Origin of the sequence: Streptomyces sp. NBC_01408 (genome assembly GCF_026340255.1) — a bacterium.
Classification (GTDB): Bacteria; Actinomycetota; Actinomycetes; order Streptomycetales; family Streptomycetaceae; genus Streptomyces.
The window spans coordinates 3,209,202-3,230,594 of sequence record NZ_JAPEPJ010000001.1 but is presented as its reverse complement, the minus strand read 5'-3'; the positions used below and the strand labels follow the sequence as shown (position 1 = coordinate 3,230,594).

The following is a 21,393-nucleotide window of genomic DNA, read 5'->3' as shown; positions in this document are numbered from 1 at the left end:
AAACCGATGGCACGGCCGCGCACCCCCCTGCTCGACCGGGAGCGGATCGCCACGACCGCTCTGCAACTGGTGGCGGAACAGGGTGACTTCAGCGTTCCGCAGATCGCCCGGGCCCTCGGCGTGCAGACCGGGTCGGTGTACCACCATGTGGACGGCCGGGCGGGGGTGGTCGAGCTGATCCGCGAGCGGGTGTGCGAGCGGATCGCCGGCGACACCCTGGACCTGGCCCCCTGGGACCGGGCCCTCGAACAGTGGGCCCGCTCCTACCGGGCCGCCTTCGCCGCCTACCCCCGGGCCGTCCCCCTGCTGATGACCACCCCGGTCCGGGCCCCGCGCGTGCTCGCGCAGTACGAGCGGGCGGTCGGGCTGCTGCTGGCGGCGGGCTTCACCGAGGCGGACGTGATGCCGCTGCTGACGGCGTTGGAGAACCTGGTCCTCGGCTCGGCCCTCGACCTGGCCGCCCCGGAGGCCATGTGGGAGCCGTCGCCCGAGACCCCGCTGCTGGCGGGCGCCCTGGCGGCGGTCGGACCGGGCCGCGCGGACGCCGCCTTCGACGTGGGCCTGGCGGCGTTCCTCGCGTATGCCGGAACCCGGCTCGGCGGGGCGAAGCCGTAGGCGCGGCCTGGTAGTTCGTCCGCCACCGACCTCGGGTTTTCGTCGCCGGGCAACCGAATCCGAGCGGAAGGTGGTCAAGGGGGCGAAGGGGGTGGCGATGCACGCCGAGCAAGAAGCTCAGTTCCAGTCGTTCGTGGCCGCGCGCTGGTCTCATCTGGTGCGGACCGCGTACCTGTTGACCGGCGATCCGCATGACGCGGAGGACGTGACCCAGACCGCGCTCGCGAAGGCGTACCGGTCGTGGTGGCGCGTGTCGCGCAGCGACAGTCCGGAGGCGTACGTCCGCCGGATGCTGGTCAGCTGCAATAGCGACCGGTTCCGCAAGCGCCGGGTCGCGGAGCGGCTGACGGACTCCGTGCCGGACACGTCGGTGCGCGACAACGCCGTGGCGTGGGCCGATGAGCGCAATGCGCTGATGGCCGCGCTGGCCCAACTGCCCGCCCGGCAGCGGGCGGTCGTGGTCATGCGGTACTGGGAGGACCTCTCCGAGGCCGAGACGGCCGACGTCCTGGGGTGTTCCACCGGCACCGTCAAGAGCCAGGCCTCCAAGGCACTGGCGAAACTGCGCGCGTGGCCCGGCCTGGGCCAGTTGGCGATGGGCACCACGGCCACGACGACCACGACCAGGACTACGACGGCTACGACGGCTACGACGGCTACGACGGGCTCGACGAGCAGCACGACGCACGAGAGGGCGGTCCTGTGAACGGGCAGGGTGATTTCGAGCTGGACCTGCGGGAGCAGCTGGCCCAGGACGCGGAGGCCCTGCGCCCCGGGGCCGTGCCGTACGAGGCGATCGTCCGCCGGGGCCGCGCGGAGCGGCGGCGCCGGCTGGCGGTGGCGGGGGCGGCGCTGGCCGTGCTGGCCGTCGTACCGGCGACGGCGCTCGCCTTCTCCGGGGACGGCCCCGGCGACCGGCCCTCGGAGCGACTGTCCGCGGCGGGCGGCGACTCCCCGACGCCGGGCACGGCGGTCCGGTCGCCCCAGGCGAGGCGACCGGCGACCGCTCCCGCGACTCCCGGGCAGCTCGCCGACGGCATCACCCACCTGGAGGCCAGCCTCCGGCTGGACCAGTGCATCGAATCCAGCCCGCAGGGCGCCGGCGGGACAGGGCCCGGGCAGCGGGACCTGGGCCTGGCCGACGACTACCGGATCCTGCTCGCGCACCGCAGCACCGGCAACGACAACAGCCCGGGCGACGGCCAGTACTTCGTCGCCGTCAAGGACACCCCGGTGCCGATCCGGCTCATCTGCAGCGTCAAGGACGGCAAACCGACCGGCCTGGGCACCTCCGTCGGCGAGGACGGGACCCCCGGGACCAGGGCCGTCAGGCCCGACATGAACGCGGGGCAGCTCTACCGCCAGCGGATGAGCGACGAGGGCCCGTGGAAGCTGCCCTACCGCTGGGGCAGCATCGGCACCGTCGACCCCCGCGTCGCCCGGGTCACCATCGACTACGGCGGCACCACCGTCGACGCCGTCCTCGACCACGGCTGGTTCGCCGCCACCGGAATCCTGGAGCGGGCCGTCACCGAGGCCCCGCGGATCAAGGGCTACGACGCCCAGGGCAAGGAGATCTACGACTCCGACCAGGACAAGTTCTACGACAAGCCCCTCCCGTAGCGGAGGGGCCGGAGCAGCACCCCGCCGCCGTACGGGGGTCGACGGCGGGTTCCCGTTCCGCGCGGGTGAGGCCGGCTGGTGCGGTCACAGAACTACGCCCCGTAGAACAGCTCGTCCACCACCGCGCGGGCGCGCCGGGTGATGCGGCGGTAGTCGTCCAGCATTTCGCCGACCGTGCCCTCCGCGTAGCCGAGGTAGCGGCCCACCGCGGCCAGTTCGCGGGTCTCGGACGGGAAGGTGTCGCCGGCCCGGCCGCGGACCAGCATCACCGCGTTGCGGACCCGGGTGGCCAGGACCCAGGCCTCGTCGAGGATCTGCGCGTCCTCGGTCCGGATCAGCTCGGCCGCGTGCGCGGCGGCGAGGGCCTCGCGGGTGCGGGTGGTGCGCAGGCCCGGTTCGACCCAGGCGTGGCGCATCTGGATCAGCTGGACGGTCCACTCGACGTCGCTGAGGCCGCCGCGGCCGAGTTTGGTGTGCAGGGTGGGGTCGGAGCCGCGCGGCATCCGCTCCGACTCCATACGGGCCTTGAGGCGGCGGATCTCGCGTACGGCGTCTTCGCCGAGGCCCTCCATCGGGTAGCGCAGCGGATCGATCAGGTCGATGAACCGGCGGCCCAGCTCGGCGTCCCCGGCGACGGGTTCGGCGCGCAGCAGGGCCTGGCTCTCCCAGGTGAGGGACCAGCGCCGGTAGTACGCGGCGTACGAGGCCAGGGTGCGCACCAGCGGGCCGGAGCGGCCTTCGGGGCGCAGGTCGGCGTCGATGAGCAGCGGCGGGTCGGTGGAGGGCAGCTGGAGCAGGCGGCGCATCTCGGCGATGACGGTCTGCGCGGCCTTGGCGGCCTCCTGTTCGTCGACGCCCTCGCGGGGCTCGTGGACGAACAGGACGTCGGCGTCGGAGCCGTAGCCGAGCTCGTGTCCGCCGAAGCGGCCGACGCCGATCACGGCGAAGCGGGTGGGCAGGGTGTCGCCGAAGTGGCTGTGCACGGCGGCGCGCAGGGCTCCGGCGACGGTGGCGGCGGTGAGCTCGGAGACGGCTCCGCCGACCCGGTCGACCAGGGCTCCGTGGTCCTCCTCGGCGGGGTTCTCCTCCGTACCGTAGGAGCCGATGATGTCGGCGGCGGTGGTGCGGAAGAGCTCGCGGCGGCGCACCCCGCGGGCGACGGCGACGGCTGCTTCGGGGGTCTCCGCGCGCCCGACGGCGGCGAGGACCTCCTGCTCCAGGGCCTCGTGCGTACGCGGTTGCAGGCCCTCGGGGTCGCCGAGCAGGGCGACGGCCTCGGGAGCGCGCAGCAGCAGGTCCGGGGCGAGGCGACCGGCGGACAGCACGCGGGCGAGGTTCTCGGCGGCGGCGCCCTCGTCGCGCAGCAGCCGCAGGTACCAGGGCGTCTTGCCGAGGGCGTCGGAGACCTTGCGGAAGTTCAGCAGGCCGGCGTCCGGGTCGGCGGAGTCCGCGAACCAGCCGAGCATGACGGGCAGCAGGGTGCGCTGGATGGCGGCCTTGCGGGTGACGCCGGAGGCGAGGGCTTCGAGGTGGCGCAGGGCCGCGGCCGGGTCGGCGTACCCGAGGGCTTCGAGGCGCTGGCCCGCGGCCCGGGGCGAGAGCCGGGTCTCGCCGGGGGTGAGCTGGGCCACGGCGTCGAGGAGGGGCCGGTAGAACAGCTTCTCGTGCAGGCGGCGGACCACGGAGGCGTGCCGCCGCCAGGCCTTGTTGAGCTCGGCGACGGGTTCGGTGCGCAGCCCCATGGAACGGCCCAGGCGCCGCAGGTCGTTCTCGTCCTCGGGGACGAGGTGGGTGCGGCGCAGCCGATAGAGCTGGATGCGGTGCTCCATGGCGCGCAGGAAGCGGTACGCGTCGTGCAGCTGGGCGGCGTCGGCGCGGCCGACGTAGCCGCCGGCGGCGAGGGCGTGCAGGGCGTCCAGGGTGGTGCCGGAGTGCAGGGTGGCGTCGCTGCGGCCGTGCACGAGCTGGAGCAGCTGGACGGCGAACTCGACGTCGCGCAGGCCGCCGGGGCCGAGCTTGAGCTCGCGGTCGACCTGGGCGGCGGGAATGTTGTCGACGACGCGGCGGCGCATCTTCTGGACGTCGGGGACGAAGTTCTCGCGTTCGGCGGCCTGCCAGACCAGGGGGTTCGTGGCGTCGGTGTACTCGGCGCCGAGAGCGGCGTCCCCGGCGACGGCGCGGGCCTTGAGGAGGGCCTGGAACTCCCAGGTCTTGGCCCAGCGCTGGTAGTAGGCGAGGTGGGAGGAGAGGGTCCGCACGAGGGGACCGTTCCTGCCCTCGGGGCGGAGGTTGGCGTCGACGGGCCAGATGGTGCCCTCGACCGTGGTCTCGGAGCAGATCCGCATCAGGTGGGAGGCGAGGCGGGTGGCGGCCTGGATGCCCTTGGCCTCGTCGTGCCCGGGGGCGGCCTCGCCGACGAAGATCACGTCGACGTCGGACACGTAGTTCAGCTCGTTGCCTCCGCACTTGCCCATCGCGATGACGGCGAGGCGGCAGGCGGCCGCGTCCTCGGGGGCGGCGGCCGAGGCGATGCGCAGGGCGGCGCGGAGGGTGGCGGTGGCGAGGTCGGCGAGTTCGGCGGCGGTCTCGGCGACGTCTATGGTGCCGCAGACGTCGCGGGCGGCGATGGAGAGCAGGCAGCGGCGGTAGGCGACGCGCAGCGCGACGGGGTCGTGCGCGTCGGCCAGCCCGCGCTCGAACTCGCGCAGGCCCGGGTGGAGGTCGGCGGCCTCGTACGTGACGAGGGCCTGCCAGTCGCGGGGGTGGCGGGCGAGGTGGTCGCCGAGCGCCTCGGACGCGCCGAGCACGCCGAGGAGCCGGTCGCGCAGCGGCTTGGCGCTGACCAGGGTGTCGAGGAGCCCGGGCAGTTCGTCGGGCGGCTGCGCCTCGGCGAGCCGTACGAGCCCGCGCAGGGCCAGGTCCGGGTCGGCGGTCGCGCCGAGCGCGTCGAGAAGCACCGGATCGGCCCGTACGGCGGCCAGCGCGCCGGAGTCGAGCAGCCGGGCGGCGGCGGAGGGGTCGGTGAAACCGCTGCGCAGCAGCCGGATGAAGGTGCTGCTCCTGCGTCCCGGGACTGTCATCCCGCCGCCTCCCGCGGTCGTCGCTGCCACTGCCCTGGCGTGACACTGCCCTGGCCTGCCTGGGTCCGAGCCTATCCGGAGCAGGCGTTCGACTCACCGGGACGGCCACTGCGCCCTCCGCGACGGCCGGAAAGAACAGCGTCCGAGAGGAGCCAGTGGGAGCCGGCGGGAGCCAGAAAGGAAACCTCATCGGCGAAACCGGCGGAACCGGTGAACCAAGTGCCCGGTATCGGCCTCTCTCTGACTACTGAGGGGTTTCCCCGCCCGGAACGACCCAAGGCGTGACCGATGGCCGTTACCCGACGCCGCTTCGCGGCGCTGCTCACCGTACTGACCGCCGGCACCACCGGGGCGCTCGCCGTCGCCGCCGGACTGCAGACCCCGGCCGGGGCCACCCAGGAGGGGAACCCGGCGGCCGCCCTCCCGGCGAGCACCACGGCGGGATCGGTCGTCCAGATCGTCGCCCATCCCGACGACGACCTGTTCTTCATGAACCCGGACCTCAGCCGGTCCCTCACCACCGGCCTCCCGGTCACCACCGTCTACCTCACCTCCGGCGAGGCCGACGGGCGCAACGAGGCGCGCGGCGCCCGCCTCAAGGACCCCGAGCAGCCCGCCGACCACGCCCACTACGCGGAGGCCCGGCAGAACGGCATACGTTCCGCGTACGCCCAGATGGCCACCGGGAACCGGACCAGCGTGTGGCGGCGTACGGTCATACCCACCGCCGGCGGCGGCCAGGCCGAACTCGACGTCCTCGTCGCGAAGCCCGAGGTCAACCTGGTGTGGCTGCAGTTGCGCGAGGCCCGCACCATCGGCGGGGACGCCCCCGACAGCCTGCGCGGCCTGTGGAACGGGCGAATACCCGCGCTGGGCGCCCAGCTGGCCTCGGGCAGCCCGGTCAAGCGGCCGTACACGTACACCAGGGACCAGGCGATACAGGCGCTGGCCGGGATCCTGGAGCGCTACCGGCCGACGACGATACGGATGCAGGACCCGACGCCGGGCCGGTACGAGCAGAGCGGCAAGGTCGCCGACCACCAGGACCACATGTACGGCGCCCGCTTCGCGCAGGCCGCCGCCGCCGCGTACGCCGAGAAGGTCACGGACCGCCCGCACTTCTCCGTCCAGAACTACCTCGGCTACCACAACGGCACCCTCCCCCACGCGCTGGACCCGCAGACCGCCGAGACGAAGACCGGCTACCTGCGCACCTACGCCTGGCAGGACCACCACGACTACTGCGGCAGCCCGTCCGGCTGCGGCGACCGCAAGGTCGCGGGCAACCCGACCGGGCGCAACTGGGCCCAGTCGCTGCGCTACACCCGCGCCGACAGCACCTCCTGGCTGGCCGAGGGCACGCCCGGCCGCCTCTGGGCCTTCGCCACGCTGGACGGCCGGACCGCGTACTGGACCCGGAGCCCCGGCGGCGACTGGGCCGGGCCCTCGCTCCTCCCGGGCACCGGCACCGACCCCGGCGCGAGCACGGTCCGCCTCCCCGACGGCCGCATCGGCGTCCTCGCCACCCGTACCACCCTCGGCGAGCGCCCCGAGCAGTACCGGCGCGAGGTCGTCTACGCCGTCCAGTCCGCGCCCGACGGCCCGTTCGGCCCGTGGCAGTCCCTGGACACCCCCGAGGCCTCCGACGAGGACGGCACCTCCTCGATCAGCTCCCCCTCGGCGGGCGTGGACCCGGACGGGCGCGTCACCGTCTACCTGCGCGACTCCCGCCGCACCCTGCGCGCCGCCGCCCAGCGGCCGGACGGCCGCTTCTCCGCCTGGCAGCGCCTGGGCGGCGAGGACCTCCAGGGCGACCCGGTGGCCGTGGCGGACGCCGCCGGGCGGCGCCACGTGTACGCCACCACCACGAAGTCGGTCCTGGCCTGGATCCAGCCCACCCCGGGCGCCGCCCTGAGCGGGCCCACGAAGACGGGCCTGCCCGCCACGACGGTCCCCCTCTCGGCGGTCGCGGACGGCGCGGGCATCCGCCTGTACTTCCGCCGCCCGGACTCGGGGGTCGTCCGCACGGCCCTGGTCACGGCGGGCCCCGCCAGGCCCCGGGTCTCCAGCATCACGGAGGCCGGCGGCCGGGCCGGCTACGGCGCGGTCGGCGTCGCGGGCCGCCTGATCTCGGGCCGCGCGACCAGCGGCACCGCCGGCACGACCTCCCTCGGCGGCCCGCCCGCCTGGTCGGAGTCCCAGCTGCTCTTCACGGGCGCCCCGGCAGCCGCCCTGGAACCCACCCGCACCACCACGGCCACCCTCGGCCTGGACGCCCGCCTCCACACCACCACAACCCCCCTCACCCCGACCCACCACCCCACCTGGCACCCGGCAACGCCGTGACCCACGACGCCCCCGGCCCGGGAGCCGAACCCCAGGACTCGCTACCGGTAGCAGCACGCCTTGCTGGCGCCAGCAACCCTGATAGCGACCGAAACCGGGGTTGATCAGGCTGTTAGCAGGTAGCGACCGCGCAGGAGAAACGCCAGGATCCGACCTCAGGTCAGGTTTCCGGGACTCTCCCCGGTCGTGGTTGCGCGTGGCGTACAAGCCGCTCAGCAGTGTGACTGCCACCATGGCGACGGCAGCCGTATCGGCCCTCCTCCGGTGCAGTAGCAGCCACCGTCCATGGAATTCATTCGTCTCCCGCAACGGAAAGGCGATCGCGTCGTGTACATGATGCGCGAGGTGTACAGAGCCGAACGAGGGAAAGCGCCGGAGATCGTGGCGGCGTTCAAGACCCTCACCGCGGTGTTTGAAGAAGCCGGGTATACGAACCGGCGCATCTACGTCGACTACGTCGGCCCCATGGACACGGTCGTCTGCCAATGGGAATTCGACAGCCTCGACCAGTACTTCACCATGGAGCGAGGGTCCTTCGTGAATCCGGATGAGAACGTGCAGTCGCTGATCAACACGTTGAACAGCTACGCGGCATCCGGCTACAAGGAGATCTACGAGGTCATCCAGTAGCGGATCATCGATGCAGGTCCCCGACACTTTCAGCCGGGGCCACCCACCCGTGAACTCCGGACGTACACGCACCTCATGCCAAGCGGTGAGGGGCGGACCCGGAAGGCCGTGGACGGGGTGTACAAGGCCTCGGGTTGTGTGTCAGACGGCCCACAGACGGCCCAGGGGGAATGAGACGGCTCCGGGCCGGTGGTCGATGACCACCGGCCCGGAGTGTCGTGCGTGGCCCGCGGGGGCTTTGAGCTGCGGTTACAGCACCGGAAGGTTCTTGCGGAGTTCGAAGGCGGTGACCTCGCTCCGGTACTCCTCCCACTCCTGCTTCTTGTTGCGGAGGAAGAAGTCGAAGACGTGCTCGCCGAGGGTTTCCGCGACCAGTTCGCTGCGCTCCATCAGGGCGATGGCCTCGCCGAGGTTCTGCGGGAGGGGTTCGATGCCCATCGCGCGGCGTTCGGCGTCCGAGAGGGCCCAGACGTCGTCGTCGGCGCCCGGCGGGAGTTCGTAGCCCTCCTCGATGCCCTTCAGGCCGGCGGCCAGGAGGACGGCGTACGTGAGGTAGGGGTTGGCGCCCGAGTCGATCGAGCGGACCTCCACGCGGGAGGAGCCGGTCTTGCCCGGCTTGTACATCGGGACGCGGATCAGGGCCGAGCGGTTGTTGTGGCCCCAGCAGATGTACGAGGGGGCCTCGCCGCCCGCGCCGGCGCTGCGGGAGGAGCCGCCCCAGATGCGCTTGTAGGAGTTGACCCACTGGTTGGTGACCGCCGCGGTCTCCGCCGCGTGCTTGAGGAGGCCCGCGATGAAGGAGCGGCCGACCTTGGAGAGCTGGTACTCGGCGCCCGACTCGTAGAAGGCGTTCCGGTCGCCCTCGAAGAGGGAGAGGTGGGTGTGCATGCCCGAGCCCGGGTACTCCGAGAAGGGCTTCGGCATGAAGGTGGCCTGGACGCCCTGTTCGAGGGCGACCTGCTTCATGACCAGGCGGAAGGTCATGATGTTGTCGGCCGTCGAGAGGGCGTCGGCGTAGCGGAGGTCGATCTCCTGCTGGCCGGGGGCGCCCTCGTGGTGGCTGAACTCGACCGAGATGCCCATGGATTCGAGCATGGTGATCGCCTGGCGGCGGAAGTCCATGCCCACGTTCTGCGGGGTGTGGTCGAAGTAGCCGGAGTTGTCCGCGGGCACCGGGCGGGTGCCGTCCAGCGGCTTGTCCTTCAGCAGGAAGAACTCGATCTCCGGGTGGGTGTAGAAGGTGAAGCCCAGGTCGGAGGTCTTCGCGAGGATCCGCTTGAGGACGTAGCGCGGGTCCGCGAAGGACGGCGAGCCGTCCGGCATCAGGATGTCGCAGAACATCCGGGCGGTCCCGGGGGCCTCCGCGCGCCACGGCAGTATCTGGAACGTGCTCGGGTCCGGCTTGGCGATCATGTCGGACTCGTAGACCCGGGCGAAACCCTCGATCGCGGAGCCGTCGAAGCCGATGCCCTCGTCGAAGGCCTGCTCCAGCTCCGCGGGGGCGACCGCGACGGACTTGAGGAAGCCCAGTACGTCGGTGAACCACAGGCGCACGAAGCGGATGTCGCGCTCCTCAAGCGTCCGGAGGACGAATTCCTGCTGCTTGTCCATGCCTTCATCCTCGCAGTTCAGACGGCCTGTGCACCACCACCGCGAGGGCTTGGGCACAGTCGGGCCGGCCCAGTATCGCCAGCGGTGGTTTCCGCCACATTACGCACCCGCCAAAGGTCGCGGCACCCCCGCACTGACCTCGGGCCCGTCATGAGCATTACCATCTGCGCCCATGGGGGGCCGGGAGCACACGCGGGGCGGGAGCCGAGAGGGTGTCTCGGCGCGCCTCGGCGTCCTCCTGATGGCCTTCGGGGTGCTGGCCGGTGCCGTGTTCCTCTGCGCCCGGCCCGGTGAGGTCCATACCGCCGCCGGTGAGCCGGGGCACCCCGCGCACAGCGCGCACGCCGCGCACCTCGCGCCCCTCACACACGACGCGCACGACGCGCACGTCGTCTGCCTGTCCCCGTACGAGCCGCCGGGCTGCTCCGGGCTCTCGCACGTCACCCCCGGCGTCCTGCCCGTCCCGCCGCCCGCCGTGGCCGTGGGCCGGACGGGGCCCGTTCCCGCCGCCCGTCCCGCCCTCGCCGGGCGCCCCCGCCCCGCGGGGACGCTCGCGCGCGCTCCCGACCTCCACGCCCTTCAAGTGCTGCGGACCTGACGGGTCCGGCGCCGCACCGCGCACCACCGGATCCACCTTCCACCCCCCTCAGCAGAAGGAACGACGGCACATGGCCAGCAGGACCGGCAACAGCAAGAGCGACCGGAACAACCAGAACGACCCGCACTCCCGCCAGGCGCGGATAGCCGAGATGCGCCGCGCCGACAAGGCGCGCGACCGGCGCAACAAGGCCATCGCGATCACCACCTCGGCGCTCATCGTCACCGGGCTCGTCGGCTTCGGCGCATGGGTGCTGATCGACCAGCAGGAGAAGGAGGACGCCAAGAAGGCGGCCCTCAAGGCCCCCGTCAGCGGCGAGCAGAACTGGGACGCCAAGACGCTGGGCCGCAACCACGTCGAGACCCCGGTGAAGTACGAGATGAACCCGCCGGTCGGCGGGGACCACCACCCCCGCTGGACGAACTGCAACGGCGACGTGTACGCGAACCCGCTGCCCGAGAACAACGCCGTCCACTCGCTGGAGCACGGCGCGGTCTGGGTCACGTACAACGAGAAGGCCGGCAAGGAGGACGTGGACAAGCTCGCCGAGACGGTCCGCAAGACCCCGTACTCGCTGATGAGCCCGGTCAAGGAGCAGGCCGGCGCGATCATGCTCAGCGCCTGGGGCAAGCAGCTGACGGTGGACAGCGCGACCGACCCGCGGGTGGCGCAGTTCTTCACCAAGTACGTGCAGGGCCCGCAGACCCCCGAGCCGGGCGCGGCCTGCACGAACGGGCTGGCCGACAAGTGAGCCGTACGTACTGGGCGGCGGGCGCGGCGGTCCTGCTCGCGCTGCTGTTCGCGACGGCGGCCACGGTCTCCGCGGCGAGCGGCGGCGGGGGCGCGGACGCGCCGTCCCGCACCCCCGGGCTGCACTCCCCGGACGCGGGCTTCGCCCGGGACATGGCCGTCCACCACCAGCAGGCGGTGGAGATGTCCTTCGTCGTACGGGACCGCACGCAGGACGAGGCCGTACGCAGCCTCGCCTACGACATCGCCAACACCCAGGCCAACCAGCGGGGCATGCTGCTGGGCTGGCTGGACCTGTGGGGCCTGCCGAAGGTGGTGGCCGGCGAGCCGCCGATGTCCTGGATGGGCACCGGCGGCGAGCATTCCGGTCACGGGGCGCAGGACACCGCGCCGGGCGCGCTGATGCCCGGCATGGCCACCAAGGAGGAGCTCACGCAGCTGGGCGCCGCCGGGGGCCGGGACGCGGAGGTGCTCTACCTCCAGCTGATGACCGACCACCACGAGGGCGGCGTCGCCATGGCCGAGGGCTGTGCGCGGCAGTGCGAGACCCCGGCCGAACGGGCCCTGGCCCAGGGCATGGTCGAGGCGCAGCAGTCGGAGCTCACCCTGATGGCGGACATGCTCCGCCAGCGGGGGGCCGCGCCCCGCGGCTAGGCGCCCCGCGGCTAAGGCGTGGGCCCCGCGGCTAGGGGGTCGACGCCGTGCGGATCGCCCGGGCCACCTGGTCCGGGCGGTCCAGCATGACCAGGTGTCCGGCGGGCTCGGCGACCTCGAAGCGGGCGCCGAGCAGGTCGGCGAGGTCCGCCTGGCGGGCCAGCCAGCGCAGGGCGCCCCGGCCGCCGCTCCCGTCGTGGCCGACGAGGACGGTGGCGGGGGCGGCCAGCGGGTGCGTCCCGCGCAGGGCGAGCAGTTCCGCTGCCGTGTCCGGGTAGCGGGAGTTCTCCAGCAGGGCCCCGCGCCAGACCCGGCCGGTGCGGTAGCAGCGGCGTACGAGGTCCCGCGCGGCCGGGTCGGCGCCGCCGGTCCGGGAGGCCCGTACGGTGGCCCGCCGGGCCGACGGGCCCAGGGCGGCCGGCAGCCCGGCGGCGGTCACCGCCCGGCCGAGTGCGCGGGCGGCGCCGGTGCGCAGGGCGGCGGGCAGCACCGTACGCGGGTCCTCCTCCACGCTGGAGTCGACGAGGACCAGGGCCGCGGTGCGCCCCGGGTACAGGCGGGCGAAGGCCTCGGCGTGGAACCCGGCGATCGAGTGCCCGGCCACCGTGACCGGTCCGGCCAGCCCCAGCGCGTCCAGCAGCCCGGCGATCCGGCGGGCCTCGCCGGCGGCGGTCGGCGGCGTACGGGCCGGGCCGCTGAGGCCGTGGCCGGGGCGGTCGAAGCGGACGACGGTGCGGCCTCCGGCGGCGAGCAGCGCGGCAACCGGGTCCCAGTCGAACCAGGCCATCGCGAGGCCCGCGCTCAGGACGCACACCGGGCCGCTGCCCTCGACGAGCACGTGCAGCGGGACCCCGTCGTCACCCACACGGCGGATGATGCGGCCGGGGACGGGCTCCTGGGTCCGCGTGGTCACGTACGGCGCTCCTTGTGGACGGAGTAGGCGAGCAGGCCGAGCCAGATTGCCACGAGCAGGACCTGGAGCCGCTGGCCGGCGCCGAGGGCCCAGGTGCCGCGCCCGGCGGTGAACAGGGCGATGGAGGTCAGGGTCCAGGCGGTGGCGAGCAGTTCGAGGGCGACGAGGGCGGGGCCGTAGCGGGCGAGCGGGGCGAACCAGCCGTAGCGGCGCGCGGCGACCGTGAGGGCCACCAGGCCGACGAGGGCGCCGGTCATGGCGAGGCTGCTGCTGACGGCGTGGGCCTGGTGGGTGGCGGGGACCAGCCCGGCGGTCTCGCGGGCGGCGCATTCGGGGTCGGCGGTGGGCGCGCAGCTCAGCGGCAGCCAGGCGTCGGCTGCGGTGGCCGCGCCGAAGAGGGTGACACCGGCCCAGCCGACGACCGCCCAGGGTCGGCGTGACTCGGCGTGGCGCACCAGCCGGATCAGGGACAGCAGGCCGCCGACTAAGACGAGCAGGCCGGCGGTGAAGTCGGTGGCCCGGAACAGGCCGCCGAGCGGCTGGTCCTGGGCGGCGAGCTCGCTGACGTAGGTCTCGATGGGGTTGAGGCCCGTCGAGAAGATGACTTCGAGCACCCATGCGGTGTACGCGGCCGCGCCGAGGCCTATGAGGAGGGCGACGGGCCAGGCGGTGCACGGGGATGTGCCATTTCTGGACATATTGCGACTAATCCTATGCGCGCCGCCCGAGGTCGGTCCTATGATCGGATACCCGCCCCGGGTAGGGTTCCGATCATGACGCGCGGAGCACGGCGAGCCGCCCCGCGGCCGCTGCCGCTGCCGGGCAGCTCCGCCCCGCACGCCTTGGTTCGTCCGACTGAGTCCCACGCCCTGGAAGACGCCTTCTCGACGCCCGGCGTTGCCTCGGCGGCCACTTCGGGCCCCGCCGGGCGGGGTGAGACGCACCACGCCCCGTACGTCCCGGGCCCCGCCTGACCGGCCGGACCCGCGGTTCCGCGCTGCTCGGGGGCGCGGCCCGCGCACCGGCCGGTCCGTCGGGGCGGAAATCCCGGGTCGGGGAAGGGCATCGGCGTGGCACTCTGTCCGGTGATCACCACAGCCGCGACATAAGGATGCGCCGCCGGTATGAGCACCCCGCCGAACCCGCCCAGCAGCACCCCCGGCCCGCCGGCCGAGCCGACCGAGCCGACCGACCCGGCCGGTACGCCCGTACCCGAGACGGCCTCGATACCCGCGCCCGCGCAGCCCCCGTCGCTGGAGAAGACCCCGTCGCTGGAGAAGTCCCCCTCGCTGGACAAGACCCCGGCCCCGTCGGCCCCTGCCGACGCTCCCGCCCCGGCCCCGTCGGCCCCGGCGCCCCAGGCCCCGGCGGCCCATACCCCGGCGGCGTCCCCGGCCGACGCCCCCGCCGCAGCGCCGGCCCCCGGGGCCCCGGCTCCCGCCCCTTCGCCCTTCGCGCCGCCCGGCCCCGGCCCGGCCCCCGCACCGGCTCCGCAGGCCGGCTCCGGGTACGGCGCCCCCGCCAACCCCTGGGCCCAGCCCGGCGCGGGCTACGGCGGCGCCCCGTTCCCGGGCTACCCGCAGGCCGCCCCCGCCACCAACGGGCTGGCGATCGCCGCCCTGGTCCTCGGCATCCTCGGCATCCTCGGTGGCATCACGCCGTTCCTCTTCTGGATCGGCGCCCTCCTCGGCCTGACCGGCCTCGGCCTGGGCGTCGGGGCTTTCGTCAAGGCCCGCGGGGGCGCCCCCCGCAAGGCCATGGCCGTCACGGGCATCGTCCTCGGCTTCCTCAGTCTCGCCGCGACCACGGGCGGTTTCTACATCACCGCCGCCCTCGCGAAGGAGGTGGACAGGAAGATGGACAAGGAGTTCTCGGAGCTGGACCTCGACCCGTCCTACTCCCCGAGCTACCCGGGCTACCCGACGCACCCGACCAAGAAGCCGAAGCCCTCCCCCTCCGACATCCCGGGCAAGACCTCCGCGCTGCCCTGGGGCGGTACGTTCGCCTACCCCGACGGCGTCGAGGTCACCGTGCAGGGGGCCACCCCTTACACCGTGGGGACGTCCGCCTACCCCACCGAGCGCGTCGGCCGCGGGGTCAAGGTGACCGTGAAGATCACCAACAACTCCGATGCCGCGATCGACGTGTCCACCGCGCTGCCGAACGCCCGGGACGACCAGGGCTCCGAGGTCAAGATGGTCTTCGACGGTACCCAGCCGAAGCTGTTCAAGGGCTCGGTCATGCCCGGCCAGTCGGCCAACGGCTCGTTCGTCTTCGACGTGCCCGAGAAGTCGAAGAGCCTGCACTTCGAGATCTCCGCCGGCCTCACGAGCGACTACGACGACGCGATCTGGGACGGCCCCATCAGCTGACGGACCGTCCGCGACACCCCCGAGGCGCCCCCCAGCGGGGCGCCTCACGCCGTTACGGACCACTCCGTCCGCACCGACTCCAGGACATCGCGTCAGAAAGACGATTAGACTGGGCCCGTGCCTCAACTTCGTCTCGCTCTGAATCAGATCGACTCGCACGTCGGCAACATCGCCGCCAACGCCGACTCGGTCGTCCACTGGACCCGGCACTCCGCCGAGCAGGGCGCCCACCTGGTGGCGTTCCCGGAGATGATGCTGACCGGGTACCCCGTCGAGGACCTCGCCCTGCGCGAGTCCTTCGTGGAAGCCTCCCGTACGGCGCTGCGCGCACTCGCACAGCGGCTGGCGGCCGAGGGCTTCGGCGAACTGCCGGTCGTCGTCGGTTACCTCGACCGCTCCGAGAGGGCCACGCCCCGGCTCGGCCGGCCGGCCGGCTCCCCGGAGAACGCGGCCGCCGTGCTGCACCGCGGGCAGGTCGTCCTGCGCTTCGCCAAGCACCACCTCCCCAACTACGGCGTGTTCGACGAGTTCCGGTACTTCGTGCCGGGCGACACCCAGCCGGTGATCCGGGTGCGCGGCGTCGACGTGGCCCTGGCGATCTGCGAGGACCTCTGGCAGGACGGCGGCCGGGTTCCGGCCACCCGCTCCGCCGGGGCCGGACTGCTGATCTCCGTCAACGCCTCCCCGTACGAGCGCAACAAGGACGACCTGCGCCTCGAACTGGTCCGGAAGCGGGCCCAGGAGGCCGGCTGCACCCTCGCCTACCTGGCGATGATGGGCGGCCAGGACGAGCTGGTCTTCGACGGGGACTCGATCGTCGTCGACCGCGACGGCGAGGTCATCGCGCGCGCCCCGCAGTTCTCCGAGGGCTGTGTGCTCGTCGACCTCGACCTGCCCGCCGCGCCCGCCGACGCCCCTGAGGGCGTCGTGGACGACGGACTGCGCATCGACCGCGTGATCCTCTCCGAGGAGCCCGTGGAACCCTACGAGCCGGTCGTCACCGGCGGGTACGCGGACCGCCTCGACGACGACGAGGAGATCTACGACGCGCTGGTCGTGGGCCTGCGCGCCTACGTCAAGAAGAACGGGTTCCGCTCCGTCCTCATCGGGCTCTCCGGCGGCATCGACTCCGCCCTGGTCGCCGCGATCGCCTGCGACGCGATCGGCGCGCAGAACGTCCACGGCATCTCGATGCCCTCGAAGTACTCCTCGGACCACTCCAAGGGCGACGCGGCCGATCTGGCCCGGCGGACCGGCCTGAACCTCCGCACCGTGCCCATCGAGCCGATGTTCGACGCGTACATGGGCTCGCTGGGCCTCACCGGCCTCGCCGAGGAGAACCTCCAGTCCCGCCTCCGCGGCACCATGCTCATGGCGGTCTCCAACCAGGAGGGCCACATCGTGCTGGCCCCGGGCAACAAGTCGGAGCTGGCCGTCGGCTACTCCACCCTGTACGGCGACTCCGTGGGCGCGTACGGCCCGATCAAGGACGTGTACAAGACGGACGTCTTCCGGCTCGCGCAGTACCGCAACCGGGCCGCGGCCGAGCGCGGCGAGACCCCGCCGATCCCGGAGAACTCGATCGTGAAGCCGCCGAGCGCCGAGCTGCGCCCGGGTCAGGTGGACACGGACTCGCTGCCGGACTACCCGGTGCTCGACGCGATCCTGGCCCTGTACGTGGACCGCGACCAGGGCATCGAGGCGATCGTGGCGGCCGGTTTCGACCGGGAGCTGGTCGCCAGGACCCTGCGGATGGTGGACACGGCGGAGTACAAGCGCCGCCAGTACCCGCCGGGCACCAAGATCTCCGCGAAGGGCTTCGGCAAGGACCGCAGGCTGCCCATCACGAACGGCTGGCGCGAGCACGCGTGACCCGGCCGCAGGCGGATGTGCCGGGGCCCCGGCCGCTTCCGACGGTGACGTCGAGGCGGCCGGGGCCCTGCCGTACCCACCGCCCGGGCGACGGGGCCCGGGCTACAGCAGGGCGGTGACCCGCGCCGCGACCGGAAGGTGGTCGCTGCTCGTGCGCGGCAGCGTCCAGGAGGCCTCCGGCGTGATCCCGCGGACCATGATCTGGTCGATCCGGGCCATCGGGAACTGGGCCGGCCAGCTGAAGCCGAAGCCGTCGCCCGCCGCGCCCTGCGTGGAGCGCATCTGCGAGGTGACCTCGGACAGGGCGCGGTCGTTCATGGTGCCGTTGAGGTCGCCGAGCAGGATGACCTTCTTGAGGGGTTCGCCGGCGAGCGCGGCGCCCAGCGCGTCGGCGCTGTCGTCGCGCTGGTTGGCGGTGAAGCCCGCGTTGAGCTTGACCCGGACGGAGGGCAGGTGGGCGACGTAGACGCCGATGTCGCCGTAGGGGGTCGCGACGGTGGTGCGCATGGCCCGGGTCCAGCCCATCTTGATGTCCACGGGCATGCTGGAGGTCAGCGGGTACTTGCTCCACACGCCGACCGTGCCCTCGACCGCGTGGTACTTGTACGTGCCGGCGAGGGACTTCTCGTACACGGGGACGGCGCCCGCCTTGAGCTCGGTCAGGGCCAGTACGTCGGCTCCGGACTTCGCCACCGACTCGGCGGTGCCCTTGGGGTCGGCGTTGTCGGCGTCGACGTTGTGGGTGGCGACCACGAGGTTGCCGCCGGATCCGGACTTGTCGGTGACCAGTCCGCCGAACAGGTTCACCCAGACCACGGCCGGCAGCAGGACCGCGATCAGCGCGGTCGCGGACCGGCGGAAGAGGGCGGCTGCCAGGAGCAGCGGGACGGCCAGGCCCAGCCAGGGCAGGAAGGTCTCGGTGAGGCTGCCGAGGTTGCCCACGTCGTTGGGCAGCTTGGCGCGGAAGACCATGACCAGGGCGAGCAGCAGGGAGCAGGCGGCCAGCACGATCCCGCGCCGCCAGATGCCCCGGTCACCGCGCCGGGCGGCCAGTCGGCGCCGGAGGCGGGATCCGGAGGGCTCGGGCTCCGAGCCGCCGTTCCCCGTCTCCATCATGTACGCCTGTGCCATGCCACTGTCCTCGCTGCCGTACTCGCGCTCCGTCCCCGCCCCTTGACCCTAGGCGATGTACGGAGCCTTCCGTGCCCTACGTCACGACCGCCTGTCGCGGTCGTACGTCCGGGAGGACGAACGGCCGTACGCCAGGGGTTCCGCTTGTCACGAAACGCGCACATTGGAGGACCCCGGCCCGTCCCACTTCCGCCTCGGGCCGCACGGATGCCACCATGGGGGGTGAGTCCGGGGACGCCGTAGGGGCGCCTCGAGATGACACAAGGAGCAGTTGCAATGACGCATGCCGTTTCGCCTGCCCGCGAACCCGCCCAGGCGGCCTCGCCCACCCTCTACGGAGGCACGGGCACCCGGCGCATCACCGTCCGCGACCTCACCCTCGCCAAGGAACGCGGCGAGAAGTGGCCCATGCTCACCGCATACGACGCGATGACCGCGTCCGTCTTCGACGAGGCCGGCATCCCGGTCATCCTCGTCGGCGACTCGATGGGCAACTGCCACCTCGGCTACGACTCCACCGTCCCGGTGACGATGGACCAGATGACCATGCTCTCGGCGGCCGTCGTACGGGGCACCAGCCGCGCGCTGGTCATCGGCGACATGCCGTTCGGCTCGTACCAGGAAGGCGCCGTGCAGGCGCTGCGCAGCGCCACCCGCCTCGTCAAGGAGGCCGGCGTGGGAGCGGTGAAGCTGGAAGGCGGCGAGCGCTCGCTGCACCAGACCGAGCTCATCGTGCAGTCCGGCATCCCCGTCATGTCCCACCTGGGCCTGACCCCACAGTCCGTCAACGCCATGGGCTACCGGGTGCAGGGCCGCGGCGACGAGGCCGCCCACCAGCTGCTGCGCGACGCGAAGGCGGCGCAGGACGCGGGCGCCTTCGCGGTGGTCCTGGAGCTGGTCCCGGCCGAGCTGGCCGCCGAGGTCACCCGGTCCCTGCACATTCCGACGGTCGGCATCGGCGCGGGCTCGGAGTGCGACGCGCAGGTGCTGGTGTGGACGGACATGATGGGTCTGACCGGCGGGAAGATGCCGAAGTTCGTCAAGCAGTACGCGAACCTCCGCAAGACCATGGGGGACGCGGCGAAGGCCTTCGCCGAGGACGTGGTCGGCGGAACGTTCCCGCAGGAGGAGCACGCCTTCCACTGATGAAGTGAGCAGGTCACCGCGGCCCGCCGGCCGGAATGTCGGCGGGCCGCCGCCTGCCCGCCGCGCGGATGTCGGGCGGATGTCGGTCGGCTGTCGGTGCTTTGTCAGTGGCGGATGCTCCCATGGTGGGCATGACGCGAAACGACAAGAACCCCCACGCCGTAGAGGTACGGGGGCTGGTCAAGCACTACGGCGAGACCAAGGCCCTCGACGGTGTCGACCTGGACGTCCGCGAGGGCACCGTCCTCGGGGTCCTCGGGCCCAACGGCGCCGGCAAGACCACCCTGGTGCGCTGCCTCTCCACCCTGATCGTCCCGGACGCCGGCACCGCCCGGGTCGCGGGCTACGACGTGGTCCGCCAGCCCCGGCAGCTGCGCCGGACCATCGGCCTCACGGGCCAGTACGCCTCGGTCGACGAGAAGCTCTCCGGCTGGGAGAACCTCTACATGATCGGCCGGCTGCTCGACCTGTCCCGCAAGGACGCCCGCCGCCGCGCGGACGAGATGCTGGAACGATTCTCCCTGACGGAGGCGGCCAAGAAGGCCGTCATGAACTACTCCGGCGGCATGCGGCGCCGGCTCGACCTCGCCGCCTCGCTGATCGGCAACCCGGCCGTCCTCTACCTGGACGAGCCCACCACCGGCCTGGACCCCCGAACCCGCAACGAGGTCTGGGACGAGGTCCAGCGGCTGGTCGCCGAGGGGGCCACCGTGCTGCTCACCACCCAGTACATGGAGGAGGCCGAGCAGCTCGCCAGCGAGCTGACGGTCATCGACCGCGGCAAGGTCATCGCCAACGGCAAGGTCGACGAGCTGAAGGCCCGCGTCGGCGGCCGCACCCTGAAGATCCGCCCGGTGTCCTCGGCGGACCTGCCGGGCATGGCCCGCTCGCTGGCGGAGGCCGGACTGGACGGCGTGGCCGGTTCCCAGGCCGTGCCGGACGAGGGCGTGCTGCTGGTCCCGATCCTGAGCGACGAGCAGCTGACCGCCGTGGTCGGCCTGCTGGCCGCCCGCGGGTACGCGATCGCCGACCTCGGCACCTACCTGCCCAGCCTCGACGAGGTGTTCCTGTCCATCACCGGACAGAAGCCCGCCTCCGTCGAGGACTCCGTTCCCACCGAGCAGACCGAGGAGGTCGCGGCATGAGCACCGGAACCACGACGAAGCCCAGCACCACCACCGCCGTCACCGCGGCTGCCCCGGCCGCCCCGGCCGCGGCCACCGGCGAGGGCCGCATCGGCCTGCGCGCCAACCTGCGGCACATCGGCGCCCTGGTGCGCCGCAACGCCCTGCAGATCAAGCAGGACCCCGAGTCGATGTTCGACGTCCTGTTCATGCCGATCATCTTCACGCTGCTGTTCGTGTTCGTCTTCGGCGGCGCGATCTCCGGCAAGGGCAACCAGGCGGACTACGTCAACTACGTCGTCCCGGGCCTGATGGCGATGATGGGCATGAACATCGCCATGGCGGTCGGCACCGGGGTCAACGACGACTTCAAGAAGGGCGTGATGGACCGCTTCCGGTCCATGCCGATCGCCCGGTCGTCCGTACTCCTCGCCAAGATCGTCGTCGAGATCGGCCGCATGATGGTCGCCATCACGATCCTGCTCTGCGTGGGCTTCATCCTCGGCCTGTCGATCAAGGGCTCGGTCCTGGACCTGCTCTTCTCCATCGGCCTGTCCGCCGTCTTCGGCGCCTCGCTGATGTGGATCTTCATCCTGCTCGGTCTCACCCTGAAGACCGCGCAGGCCGTCCAGGGCATGGCGATGCTGGTCCTGATGCCGCTTCAGTTCGGCAGCTCGATCTTCGCCCCGCCGGCCACCATGCCGGGCTGGCTGCAGTCCTTCACGGACTACAACCCGCTGTCCAACCTGGCCGACGCCGCCCGTGCCCTGATCAACGGGACGCCGGTCGGCGACTCGGTGTGGATGACCCTGGCCTGGTCGCTCGCCATCACGGCGGTCACCATGCCGCTCGCGGTCCGCAAGTTCCGCCAGAAGACCTGACCCGGCCGGGGGTCGGTTCGGTCCGTTCGGATCGCGTCCCGGACGGG

The 21,393-nt window shown here is 72.6% G+C and carries 18 protein-coding genes; 13 read left to right on the top strand and 5 right to left on the bottom strand.

The window, feature by feature from the left end; all coding sequences use genetic code 11:
• Nucleotides 1–6: 6 nt before the first annotated feature.
• From OG447_RS14725 to OG447_RS14715, 3 genes are all read left to right on the top strand, one after another.
• Entirely contained in the window at nt 7–615 is a 609-nt protein-coding gene (locus OG447_RS14725) for a TetR/AcrR family transcriptional regulator (RefSeq protein WP_266936939.1), read from the top strand.
• Nucleotides 616–712: 97 nt separating this feature from the next.
• Nucleotides 713–1,321, top strand: a complete 609-nt coding sequence (locus OG447_RS14720; protein ID WP_266936938.1) for a SigE family RNA polymerase sigma factor — start codon at nt 713–715, stop codon at nt 1,319–1,321.
• Nucleotides 1,318–2,238, top strand: coding sequence for a hypothetical protein (locus OG447_RS14715; protein WP_266938880.1), 921 nt, complete (start codon nt 1,318–1,320; stop codon nt 2,236–2,238). Before OG447_RS14720 ends, OG447_RS14715 begins: the two co-directional genes overlap by 4 nt.
• A 92-nt stretch (nt 2,239–2,330) precedes the next feature.
• Here OG447_RS14715 and OG447_RS14710 read toward each other — a convergent pair whose 3' ends face one another.
• Nucleotides 2,331–5,318, bottom strand: a complete 2,988-nt coding sequence (locus OG447_RS14710) for a bifunctional [glutamine synthetase] adenylyltransferase/[glutamine synthetase]-adenylyl-L-tyrosine phosphorylase (protein ID WP_266936937.1) — start codon at nt 5,316–5,318, stop codon at nt 2,331–2,333.
• A gap of 288 nt (nt 5,319–5,606) precedes the next feature.
• On the opposite strand from OG447_RS14710, the gene OG447_RS14705 reads away from it, so the two are divergent.
• Nucleotides 5,607–7,664 (top strand): PIG-L family deacetylase, encoded by a 2,058-nt coding sequence (locus OG447_RS14705; protein ID WP_266936936.1) that lies wholly within the window; start codon nt 5,607–5,609, stop codon nt 7,662–7,664.
• Between the two features lie 285 nt (nt 7,665–7,949).
• Entirely contained in the window at nt 7,950–8,294 is a 345-nt protein-coding gene (locus OG447_RS14700; protein ID WP_266936935.1) for a hypothetical protein, read from the top strand.
• A 249-nt stretch (nt 8,295–8,543) separates the two neighbouring features.
• Here the strand turns inward: OG447_RS14700 and OG447_RS14695 are convergent, their stop codons facing one another.
• Nucleotides 8,544–9,905: a glutamine synthetase family protein gene (locus OG447_RS14695; RefSeq protein WP_266936934.1), complete on the bottom strand. Its 1,362-nt coding sequence runs from the start codon at nt 9,903–9,905 to the stop codon at nt 8,544–8,546.
• 172 nt (nt 9,906–10,077) lie between these two features.
• Between OG447_RS14695 and OG447_RS14690 the strand changes: the two genes are divergently transcribed.
• The 3 genes from OG447_RS14690 (at nt 10,078) to OG447_RS14680 (ending at nt 11,907) form a co-directional block, all read left to right on the top strand.
• Nucleotides 10,078–10,503: a hypothetical protein gene (locus OG447_RS14690; protein ID WP_266936933.1), complete on the top strand. Its 426-nt coding sequence runs from the start codon at nt 10,078–10,080 to the stop codon at nt 10,501–10,503.
• 70 nt (nt 10,504–10,573) lie between these two features.
• A complete protein-coding gene (locus OG447_RS14685; protein ID WP_266936932.1) occupies nt 10,574–11,254 on the top strand; it encodes a DUF3105 domain-containing protein in 681 nt (226 codons plus the stop codon).
• A complete protein-coding gene (locus tag OG447_RS14680) occupies nt 11,251–11,907 on the top strand; it encodes a DUF305 domain-containing protein (RefSeq protein ID WP_323181770.1) in 657 nt (218 codons plus the stop codon). The genes OG447_RS14685 and OG447_RS14680 overlap by 4 nt, the downstream gene beginning before the upstream one ends.
• Before the next feature lie 31 nt (nt 11,908–11,938).
• On the opposite strand, the gene OG447_RS14675 is transcribed toward OG447_RS14680, so the two are convergent.
• The gene (locus tag OG447_RS14675) at nt 11,939–12,820 is read right to left on the bottom strand and encodes an alpha/beta fold hydrolase (protein WP_266936931.1); all 882 of its coding nucleotides are present in this window, start codon (nt 12,818–12,820) and stop codon (nt 11,939–11,941) included.
• Entirely contained in the window at nt 12,817–13,518 is a 702-nt protein-coding gene (locus OG447_RS14670) for a DUF998 domain-containing protein (protein ID WP_266936930.1), read from the bottom strand. Before OG447_RS14670 ends, OG447_RS14675 begins: the two co-directional genes overlap by 4 nt.
• 426 nt (nt 13,519–13,944) lie before the next feature.
• Between OG447_RS14670 and OG447_RS14665 the strand changes: the two genes are divergently transcribed.
• Complete coding sequence (locus OG447_RS14665; protein WP_266936929.1) at nt 13,945–15,192, top strand: DUF4352 domain-containing protein; 1,248 nt, start codon at nt 13,945–13,947, stop codon at nt 15,190–15,192.
• 117 nt (nt 15,193–15,309) lie between these two features.
• Nucleotides 15,310–17,064: an NAD+ synthase gene (locus tag OG447_RS14660; RefSeq protein WP_266936928.1), complete on the top strand. Its 1,755-nt coding sequence runs from the start codon at nt 15,310–15,312 to the stop codon at nt 17,062–17,064.
• A 102-nt stretch (nt 17,065–17,166) separates the two neighbouring features.
• Here OG447_RS14660 and OG447_RS14655 read toward each other — a convergent pair whose 3' ends face one another.
• The gene (locus OG447_RS14655; RefSeq protein ID WP_266936927.1) at nt 17,167–18,195 is read right to left on the bottom strand and encodes an endonuclease/exonuclease/phosphatase family protein; all 1,029 of its coding nucleotides are present in this window, start codon (nt 18,193–18,195) and stop codon (nt 17,167–17,169) included.
• 276 nt (nt 18,196–18,471) lie between these two features.
• Between OG447_RS14655 and panB the strand changes: the two genes are divergently transcribed.
• The 3 genes from panB to OG447_RS14640 all read left to right on the top strand — a co-directional run bounded on the left by panB (nt 18,472) and on the right by OG447_RS14640 (nt 21,346).
• Nucleotides 18,472–19,341 (top strand): 3-methyl-2-oxobutanoate hydroxymethyltransferase, encoded by an 870-nt coding sequence (gene panB / locus OG447_RS14650; protein ID WP_266936926.1) that lies wholly within the window; start codon nt 18,472–18,474, stop codon nt 19,339–19,341.
• A 131-nt stretch (nt 19,342–19,472) separates the two neighbouring features.
• Nucleotides 19,473–20,486, top strand: a complete 1,014-nt coding sequence (locus OG447_RS14645; protein ID WP_266936925.1) for an ATP-binding cassette domain-containing protein — start codon at nt 19,473–19,475, stop codon at nt 20,484–20,486.
• Nucleotides 20,483–21,346, top strand: a complete 864-nt coding sequence (locus tag OG447_RS14640; protein WP_266936924.1) for an ABC transporter permease — start codon at nt 20,483–20,485, stop codon at nt 21,344–21,346. Before OG447_RS14645 ends, OG447_RS14640 begins: the two co-directional genes overlap by 4 nt.
• Nucleotides 21,347–21,393: the final 47 nt, after the last annotated feature.

Bases quoted from the DNA above. Each gene is read 5' to 3' on its own strand.
- OG447_RS14655 (WP_266936927.1), bottom strand. From the start codon at position 18,195: ATGGCACAGGCGTACATGATGGAGACGGGGAACGGCGGCTCGGAGCCC.
- OG447_RS14705 (WP_266936936.1), top strand. From the start codon at position 5,607: ATGGCCGTTACCCGACGCCGCTTCGCGGCGCTGCTCACCGTACTGACC.
- OG447_RS14670 (WP_266936930.1), bottom strand. From the start codon at position 13,518: ATGTCCAGAAATGGCACATCCCCGTGCACCGCCTGGCCCGTCGCCCTC.
- OG447_RS14700 (WP_266936935.1), top strand. From the start codon at position 7,950: ATGGAATTCATTCGTCTCCCGCAACGGAAAGGCGATCGCGTCGTGTAC.
- OG447_RS14690 (WP_266936933.1), top strand. From the start codon at position 10,078: ATGGGGGGCCGGGAGCACACGCGGGGCGGGAGCCGAGAGGGTGTCTCG.
- OG447_RS14710 (WP_266936937.1), bottom strand. From the start codon at position 5,318: ATGACAGTCCCGGGACGCAGGAGCAGCACCTTCATCCGGCTGCTGCGC.
- OG447_RS14665 (WP_266936929.1), top strand. From the start codon at position 13,945: ATGAGCACCCCGCCGAACCCGCCCAGCAGCACCCCCGGCCCGCCGGCC.
- OG447_RS14725 (WP_266936939.1), top strand. From the start codon at position 7: ATGGCACGGCCGCGCACCCCCCTGCTCGACCGGGAGCGGATCGCCACG.
- OG447_RS14695 (WP_266936934.1), bottom strand. From the start codon at position 9,905: ATGGACAAGCAGCAGGAATTCGTCCTCCGGACGCTTGAGGAGCGCGAC.
- OG447_RS14685 (WP_266936932.1), top strand. From the start codon at position 10,574: ATGGCCAGCAGGACCGGCAACAGCAAGAGCGACCGGAACAACCAGAAC.
- OG447_RS14640 (WP_266936924.1), top strand. From the start codon at position 20,483: ATGAGCACCGGAACCACGACGAAGCCCAGCACCACCACCGCCGTCACC.
- panB (WP_266936926.1), top strand. From the start codon at position 18,472: ATGACGCATGCCGTTTCGCCTGCCCGCGAACCCGCCCAGGCGGCCTCG.
- OG447_RS14645 (WP_266936925.1), top strand. From the start codon at position 19,473: ATGACGCGAAACGACAAGAACCCCCACGCCGTAGAGGTACGGGGGCTG.
- OG447_RS14720 (WP_266936938.1), top strand. From the start codon at position 713: ATGCACGCCGAGCAAGAAGCTCAGTTCCAGTCGTTCGTGGCCGCGCGC.